The organism is Caminibacter sp. (assembly GCF_053999135.1).
The window spans coordinates 1-8,300 of sequence record NZ_JBMXVQ010000129.1; the positions used below are offsets into that span (position 1 = coordinate 1).

Here is an 8,300-nt window from a genome sequence, read left to right on the forward strand (position 1 = left end):
CGTTTAACGTATGAACGAGTCTGTTTTTCTTTCCGTCTTTATATCTTATTTTTGCACGTCTGGCCTGAAAATCCCTTGTGTTTGAAATTGAGCTGATTTCCCTGTATCTGTTCTGGCTTGGTATCCATACTTCAAGGTCTATCGTTTTAGCCGCACTGAATCCCAAATCCCCGGTACACAGCATCAACTGTCTGTAGGGAAGTCCTAGTTTTTCAAGTGCCGCTCCCGCACATGCCACCATCTCATCAAACATTTTGTCGCTATCTTCGGGTTTTGTAATGGCTACAAGCTCCACTTTATCAAACTGGTGCTGTCTGATTATTCCTTTTGTGTCTTTACCGTAGCTTCCCGCCTCTTTTCTAAAACATGGCGTATAGGCGGTAAGTTTAATCGGTTTTTCTAAATCCGTAATAATTTCATCCATGAAAAGGTTTGTCAAAGGGACTTCCGCAGTCGGAATTAAATAAAGGTTTTCATCTTCGATTTTAAACAGGTCTTCTTCGAATTTCGGAAGCTGTCCGGTTCCTGTCATTGTTTCCCGGTTTACAATAAACGGTACATAAACTTCCTCAAATCCCCATTCCCTGTTGTGGTCTAAAAAGAAATTAATCAAAGCCCTTTCAAGTCTTGCAGCGTCCTTTTTCATAACCGTAAAACGGCTTTTTGCGAGTTTTACGCCTCTTACGAAATCGAGCCAGTCAAGTTTTTCGCCGAGCTCATCGTGGGGTTTCGGTTCAAAATCAAACTGGGGAATATCGCCTACCCGTTTTATTTCGACGTTGTCTTCTTCATCTTTTCCTACCGGTACGTCTTCATCCGGAATGTTCGGAATAACAAGAGCCTTTTGGTTTAAACTCTCTTCAAGTGCTTTAAGTTTGTTTTCAAGTTCGGATATCTGTTCTTTTAATGCGCTTACTTCTTTTTTAACCTCTTGGGCTTTTTCTTTTTCTCCGTTTTTCATTAAATTCCCAATTTGTTTGGACAATGTGTTTCTTTGTTCTAAAAGTTTGTCGAGTTTTGTTTTTATTTCTTTTTTTTCTTTAAAAAGATTTTTAATTTCTTCTAGGTTTTTTTCATCCACGCCTTTTAATTTTAATCTGTTTGCGATATTTTCGAAATCTTTTTCAAGCAGTTTTAAATCTATCATCCCAATCCTTTTGTTTAAATAAATTAATGTTGTGAAGCAGATAAGCAGTTAAGACTTCCAATACCTTCACAACTTCACAACTTAACTACTTATCTACTTCACAACTTCACTACTTATCTACTTTACAACTTGTTTTGGTATAATACTTGGGTAATTTTAACATAAAAAGGAGCATGAATGAAAAAGAAACTGTTAGCGGTGGGGCTTAGTGCGTTAGTTGCTAGCACCTTATTGGCAAAAGAGATTAAAGTTGGTATTTTACAGCCTTTAACCGGTCCTATAGCAAGTTACGGACAAAATGCTTTAAAAGGGATAAAAATAGCTTATGAAAATTTCAAAACTTTGCCAAACGGCGATAAAATAGTATTGGTAGTGGTAGATAACCAGTTTGATAAAGTCCAAAACGTAAACGGATACAAAAGACTTGCAAGCGGTGAAAAGGTAGTGGCAATCGAGGGGCCTCTTGCAAGTTCGATGGCATTGTCTATAAAAAGATTTGCAGGAAACACTAAAACACCTACGGTTACCCAAATCGCTACAAACCCGAGGGTTACCAAAGGCAGCAAATATATTACAAGAACATGTTTTACTGATGATTTTCAGGGTGTAGTAGGTGCCACTTATGCACTTAAGCACAATCTTAAAAACGCGGTAATCGTATTTGATATGAAGCAGGATTATTCCGTAGGTCTTGCAAAAGAATTTGTAAAAGCATACAAAAAAGGGGGAGGAAAAATTGTTAAAAAACTGTTTATAAACAGCGGGGACAAAGATTTCAACGCACAGGTTGCTCAGATAAAAAAATTAAATCCGGATTTTATTTATGCACCTATTTATGCGCCTGAAGGCGGACTTTTCGTAAGACAGTTAAGAGCCGCCGGGGTAAAAGCCCCTTTAATGGGAGGAGACGGTCTTGCCGATATTAATTTAATGACAAAACTTGCCGGAAAAGCTGCCAACGGTGTAATGTACACCGACCATTTTGACCCCGCGAAAGCTCCTACGCCTTATTCTGAAAAATTCATTAAAGAATATAAAGCAAAATACGGAAGACTCCCAAGCGCATTTGCGGCAACAGGAGCGGACGGATATTTGTTGATTTATAACGCTGTTAAGAAATGTGATACAAAAGCCAATGCGGCAAATCATGAACAATTTAAAGTATGCGTAAATAACGCTATCAGACATACTAAAAATCTTGAAGCGGTTACGGGATATCTGACAATAGACCCTAAAACGGGAAATCCTGTTAATAAACCTGCCGTTGTGGAAAAAATCGTAGATGGTAAAACAGAGTTCGTAGAACTTGTAAAACCTTAATTTTTTTCCCTTTTTGGGAAATGCTGATAAAAGATAAAGTTTTTATTTTTTATCAGCATTTAAAATTAAAAAGGAGAAATTTTAAAATGGATTTGACAAAGCCTGTAGAAATAGCTGAAAACATATATTGGGTAGGATACGTAATTCCCGACGACCCTTTTCAATGCCATGTTTATTTAATTAAAAACGGTGATGAATCTGTACTTATAGACCCCGGAAGTATGATAACTTTTCCTGTAGTGCTTGAAAAAATAACTTCTCTTGTAAAACTTAGAGAGATAAAATATATAATTATGCACCATCAAGACCCTGATATAGTGGGATGTTATTCTACGCTTGAGAGTATTATGCCAAAAGGAGAGAGGTATGTAGTTACTCACTGGCGGACGGAAATGCTTTTAAAGCATTATCAATGGAAAACTCCTTTTTATCTTATTGACGCTCACGACTGGAAATTAAAAGCAGGAGACAGGGAGCTGGAATTTGTTTTTACTCCTTATGCCCATTTTCCCGGGGCTTTTTGTACATATGATAAAAAAAGCGGTATACTGTTTTCAAGCGATTTGTTTGGCGGATTGACTGATGAGTTTTCTCTTTTTGCAAAAGATGTTGAGAGCTATTTTGAGGCGGCAAAACCTTTTCATAAACATTATATGCCAAGTAAAGAAATATTAAACCATGCGTTATTGCAGGTTCAGAGCAAACATCCTAAGATGATAGCCCCTCAACACGGTTCTATTATTAAAGAGTGTATGATAGAACCGTTAATAGAAAAATTAAGACAGCTTGAATGTGGACTTTATCTGCTTGATGAATATGAAAGCGATTTAAAAGTGTTAAACGCTATTGATGAGGTTTTAAAAAAGTTTTTTCAAGATACCGTTTCTTTAAGTTCTTTTGAGATTATTCTTAGAAATCTTTATAAAAATATAAAAACTGTTCTTCCAAAAATAAAAAAAATAGAATTTTGCGGTCTTTCTCCTCTTTCTGATAAAATTTACTGTTTTTCATTTGAAGATGATAAATTGGCTGAAATAGACGAAATTGATAATACTTATACATACAAGCATGATTTAATTCAAAATGATAAAAAAGTTGGGGCTATTTATTTGATTTTGGATGATACCTTGACAAAACATCAAAAACATCTGCTAAGAATACTTCTGGATAAAATTTCTGTTCCTATAGCGATTGCGCTGCAAAAAGAGTTAATGTTAAAAGAATTGGAGATGCAAAATAAAAACTTATATGAAAAAGCGATTACAGATTCTTTAACAGGTCTTTACAACAGAGAATATATGATGGAATATCTGCCTACAAAAATGGAAGAATCAAAAAGATATAATGTTCCTTTGAGTATAGCTATGATTGATATTGACTTCTTTAAAAAAATAAACGATATTTACGGACATTTAATAGGAGACTGCGTATTAAAAGAATTGGCTAATTTATTAAAAAGTTCTTTTAGAGGTTCTGATGTTATCGTAAGGTATGGAGGAGAAGAAATTTTGGTAATTATGCCTTTTACCACACTTGAAGAAGCATGTGAGAAGTTGGAAACATTTAGACAAAAAGTGGAAGAATATAAATTTTGCAGACAAGAGGGATTAAAAGTTACTATAAGCGTAGGAGTTGAAGAATATAATAAAAAAGACGATTTAAAAGATTTTATTGCAAAAGCCGATAGTAAGCTTTATAAAGCTAAGCAGAGCGGTAGAAACCAAGTAGTATGCAAGGAGTAGTTATGGATATTGGATTTATATTGCAACAGGTGGTAAACGGGTTTTCTTTGGGGAGTATGTATGCTCTGATAGCCATTGGATATACATTGGTATACGGGGTTTTAAGACTTATTAACTTTGCTCATGGCGATATTATGATGGTAGGGGCGTTTTTGGCTTTTATTTTTGTAGGAATGCTGACAGGATGGAGTTTTGCTAATATAACTCTTCCTATATTTATAACGGCGGCCGGACTGTCTATTGTATTCACTTCTTTTATAGGGGTGTTGACGTATTTAATCGCTTATAAACCGCTTTTAGATAAAGAAGCTCCTAAGATTTCTTTATTGATTACGGCAATTGGTATTTCGTTTTTTTTAGAATCTCTTTTTAACGTAATAGCCAATCAATATTTCGGTGGAAACTATCAGAGTTTTTATTTTCCGAAATGGTTTTCTACAATTATTCATATAGGAGACGTAACGGTTCCTGTATTAACGATTATAGTACCGGTTTTAACCCTGTTACTTTTAGGTGTAGTGCTTTATATTCTTTATAAAACGAAAGTAGGTATCGCTATAAGAGCGTTGGCTTTTGATTTTAAAACCGTAAAACTTATGGGTGCTGATTCCAATAAAATAGTGGCGTTTGTTTTTGCCCTTGGTTCGGCTCTTGCGGCTATAGGAGGGATAGCTTATGCGATGGCTTATCCGAGTATAGACCCTTATATGGGAGTTTTGGTAGGGCTTAAAGCTTTTGCTGCAGCAGTGGTTGGCGGAATAGGAAGTGTAACTGGTGCTGTAATAGGCGGGTTTATTTTAGGGTTTGTAGAAGTTGCCGTTCCCGGATTTTTACCTGAACTTGGGGGATGGAAAGACGCTTTTGCGTTTATATTATTGATTTTTGTATTATTATTTAAACCGACCGGTATTATGGGAATAGACTTTGAAAGACAAAGGTTTTAATTATGGAAAAAATAAAAAGTTTAAACGCTTGGCAGTATTTTATACTTATAGGTGTCGTTACCTTGATTTTTGTCGGATTTTTATATGTGTCTCCTAAAATTTTTAGCGATTATACAATTACGGTTTTGGGAAATATTTATATATTTATTATTTTAGCTATAAGTTACAATCTTATTAATGGTGTAACCGGTCAGTTTTCTTTAGAACCAAACGGATTTGTCGCTATTGGAGCTTATGTAACGGCTATTTTAATGCTTTCTCCGGAACTTAAAGAAGAAATGTACATGTTAGCAGAGCCTTTGCCTTTTATAAAAGATGTATTTTTACCTAATCCTTTTTTTACTCTTATTATAAGCGGTACGGTGGCCGCTTTGGTGGCTCTTACGCTTGCGTTTCCGGTTTTTAGGGTAAGAGGGGATTATCTTGCCATTGTGACTTTAGGTTTTGGATTTATTATAAGAATATTTTTAATTAACAATCCTGAGATTTCGAACGGTTCTATGGGGCTTGATTCTATACCGGGATTTGCTACTTATTTTTGGATAGGTGTTACATGTTTTGTGAGTGTAATTTTGATATATAATATAGTATATTCAAGATTCGGAAGGGCTATGAAAGCTGTCAGGGATGATGAGGACGCTGCTTTAGCAATGGGAGTTAATACCTTTAAAACAAAAACCGTTGCTTTTATGACCAGTGCTTTTTTTGAAGGCGTTGGAGGAGGATTAATGGCAAGTAGTATCGGGTCGATTTCACCAGATCAGTTTACGTTTATGTTGACATTCCAACTGTTAATTATTATAGTATTGGGCGGTCTTGGAAGTATGAGCGGGGCTATTATCGGAACATTTTTATTTATAGGAGGTATGGAAGTATTAAGACCTCTTGACGAAACAGCATGGCAATTTGGACCTATTCACGGAATTCCTGGTCTTAGAATGGTTGTATTTAGTATTATTTTACTTTTAATTATGTTGTTTGCCAGAAAAGGATTGCTTGGTGATAAAGAAATTTGGGATTATATAAAAATAAGGAGAAACAATGGCTGATATTTTAAAAATAGGAAAATACGAATTTACCAGTAGACTTATAGTGGGAAGCGGAAAATATCCGGATTTTCAAACTACAAGAGATGCTACGCTTGCAAGCGGAGCCGAAATGATAACGGTAGCGGTTAGAAGAGTAAATATTTTAGACCCTAATGAAGAAAATCTTATGGATTATTTTAAAGATACCGATGTTCAAATATTGCCAAATTCAGCAGGATGTACAACGGCTGAAGAGGCTATTACTCTTTTTAGATTGGTAAAAGAGGCTACGGGAATAGATATTATTAAACTTGAAGTAATAGGGGATACAAAAAAAACTCTTTATCCTGACGTACTAGAGACGCTAAAAGCCTGTGAGGTTTTGGCTAAAGAGGATTTTACTGTTATGGCTTATACAAATGACGACCCTATTATGGCTAAAAGGCTTGAAGACGCGGGAGCTGCTGCTGTTATGCCTTTAGCGGCACCTATTGGAAGTGGACTTGGAATTCAAAACAGATATAACGTTGTATTTGTTAAAGATGCCGTAAACGTTCCCGTTATAGTAGATGCTGGTATCGGTACGGCAAGTGACGCGGCTGTGGCTATGGAGCTTGGAGCGGATGGAGTTCTTACGAATACTGCAATAGCCCAGGCAAAAGACCCTATAAGAATGGCTGAAGCTATGAAATATGCGGTAATTGCCGGAAGAGAAGCTTACAAGGCCGGAAGAATTCCAAAAAAACCTTACGCTACAGCAAGTTCTCCTTTAGAGGGACTTATAGAATTTTGATTTTTAAATTTATAGCTCTTCTCCTTTTTTTATACATTGCGGGAGGAGCTTATCTCTATTTTATTCAGGATAAAAAAGTCTTTCAAAAACAGTATGCAAAAGAATATTCACCAAAAATTGCTAAAAAAATTTTTTTTATTACAAGTGATGGTATAAAGCTTGAGGGAGCTTATCTTGAAAATAGAAAAGATGCTCCTTTAGTGTTATATTTTGGTGGGAATGCTAATAATGTAATCGAGTTTATAGATAATATTGCCCCGAAACTTAAAAATTATAATTTTTTAGGATTTAATTATCCGGGATATGCGGGTAGCGAGGGAAAACCATGTGAAGAATGTATTTTAAAATACGCTCTTGAAATATATGATAAATATAATCCTGACTTTATTATAGGAAGAAGTCTTGGTACGGCTGTTGCAAGTTATGTGGCTTCTAAAAGAAGCGTGAAGGGAGTAATACTTATAACTCCTTTTGATAGTATAGAAAATATAGCTAAAAAGAAATATCCTATTTATCCTATATCTTTTTTACTTAAATATAAATTTAAAGAATATAAATTTATTTCAAATACTAAAGTGCCCGTTATTGTTATTGCTTTAAAAAATGATGATGTTATTCCGGATGATTCTTTAAAAAATTTACTAAAACATATAAAAAATTTAAAAAAACTATTTTTAATAGAAGGTGTAAAACACGGGTTTATTTATGAACATTCTCAAATTATTAATGTAATAAATAAATCTTTAGAAAAATTAAAAGGATTATAAAAATTTAATATCAAACTCTTGACATTAAAAAATTTTTTTCTTATAATTTCAATCCACAAAGCAATGTAACGGAGTGTAGCGCAGTTTGGTTAGCGCACCTGGTTTGGGACCAGGGGGTCGGGGGTTCGAGTCCCTCCACTCCGACCATTTTATTTACCCACTATAAGTGAGAAGCTTAAGAGCTACCCACTTGTGGTGGGTGTAGCTCAGGTGGTTAGAGCGCCAGGTTGTGGCCCTGGAGGTCGCCGGTTCAAGTCCGGTCATCCACCCCATTGTTCTATCGAGTTGAGCGTCCGTAGCTCAATTGGATAGAGCAACGGACTTCGGATCCGTAGGTTGTAGGTTCGAGTCCTACCGGACGCGCCAACACTAAAAGCTCTAAATATGCGCCCTTAGCTCAGCTGGATAGAGCAACGGCCTTCTAAGCCGTAGGTCGCAGGTTCGAGTCCTGCAGGGCGTACCACTTTTATCATAATTTTCTCCTAATTGCGGGAGTGGCGGAACTGGCAGACGCGCCAGACTTAGGATCTGGTGCCGCAAGGCGTGGAGGTTCGAGTCC

General features: G+C 35.9%; 7 protein-coding genes and 4 tRNA genes. 10 read left to right on the forward strand and 1 reads right to left on the reverse strand.

Annotated features, from left to right (window positions below):
* Positions 1 to 1,147, reverse strand: a 1,147-nt coding sequence (gene serS / locus ACXJH6_RS09185) for a serine--tRNA ligase (RefSeq protein ID WP_456471462.1), incomplete at its 3' end; no start/stop codon positions are given.
* Positions 1,148 to 1,324: 177 nt separating this feature from the next.
* On the opposite strand from serS, the gene ACXJH6_RS09190 reads away from it, so the two are divergent.
* The 10 genes from ACXJH6_RS09190 to ACXJH6_RS09235 all read left to right on the forward strand — a co-directional run bounded on the left by ACXJH6_RS09190 (position 1,325) and on the right by ACXJH6_RS09235 (position 8,204).
* The gene (locus ACXJH6_RS09190) at positions 1,325 to 2,467 is read left to right on the forward strand and encodes an ABC transporter substrate-binding protein (protein WP_456471463.1); all 1,143 of its coding nucleotides are present in this window, start codon (positions 1,325 to 1,327) and stop codon (positions 2,465 to 2,467) included.
* Positions 2,468 to 2,553: 86 nt separating this feature from the next.
* Positions 2,554 to 4,209, forward strand: coding sequence for an oxygen-binding di-iron domain-containing protein (locus ACXJH6_RS09195; RefSeq protein WP_456471464.1), 1,656 nt, complete (start codon positions 2,554 to 2,556; stop codon positions 4,207 to 4,209).
* A gap of 2 nt (positions 4,210 to 4,211) precedes the next feature.
* Positions 4,212 to 5,153 (forward strand): branched-chain amino acid ABC transporter permease, encoded by a 942-nt coding sequence (locus ACXJH6_RS09200; protein WP_456471465.1) that lies wholly within the window; start codon positions 4,212 to 4,214, stop codon positions 5,151 to 5,153.
* A gap of 2 nt (positions 5,154 to 5,155) precedes the next feature.
* The gene (locus ACXJH6_RS09205) at positions 5,156 to 6,202 is read left to right on the forward strand and encodes a branched-chain amino acid ABC transporter permease (protein ID WP_456471466.1); all 1,047 of its coding nucleotides are present in this window, start codon (positions 5,156 to 5,158) and stop codon (positions 6,200 to 6,202) included.
* Positions 6,195 to 6,974, forward strand: coding sequence for a thiazole synthase (locus ACXJH6_RS09210; RefSeq protein ID WP_456471467.1), 780 nt, complete (start codon positions 6,195 to 6,197; stop codon positions 6,972 to 6,974). Before ACXJH6_RS09205 ends, ACXJH6_RS09210 begins: the two co-directional genes overlap by 8 nt.
* Entirely contained in the window at positions 6,971 to 7,741 is a 771-nt protein-coding gene (locus ACXJH6_RS09215; RefSeq protein WP_456471468.1) for an alpha/beta hydrolase, read from the forward strand. The genes ACXJH6_RS09210 and ACXJH6_RS09215 overlap by 4 nt, the downstream gene beginning before the upstream one ends.
* A 69-nt stretch (positions 7,742 to 7,810) precedes the next feature.
* Positions 7,811 to 7,888 (forward strand) — tRNA-Pro (locus tag ACXJH6_RS09220).
* Positions 7,889 to 7,936: 48 nt separating this feature from the next.
* A tRNA-His gene (locus ACXJH6_RS09225) sits at positions 7,937 to 8,013 on the forward strand.
* Between the two features lie 17 nt (positions 8,014 to 8,030).
* Positions 8,031 to 8,107, forward strand: a tRNA-Arg gene (locus ACXJH6_RS09230).
* 20 nt (positions 8,108 to 8,127) lie between these two features.
* Positions 8,128 to 8,204, forward strand: a tRNA-Arg gene (locus tag ACXJH6_RS09235).
* Positions 8,205 to 8,300: the final 96 nt, after the last annotated feature.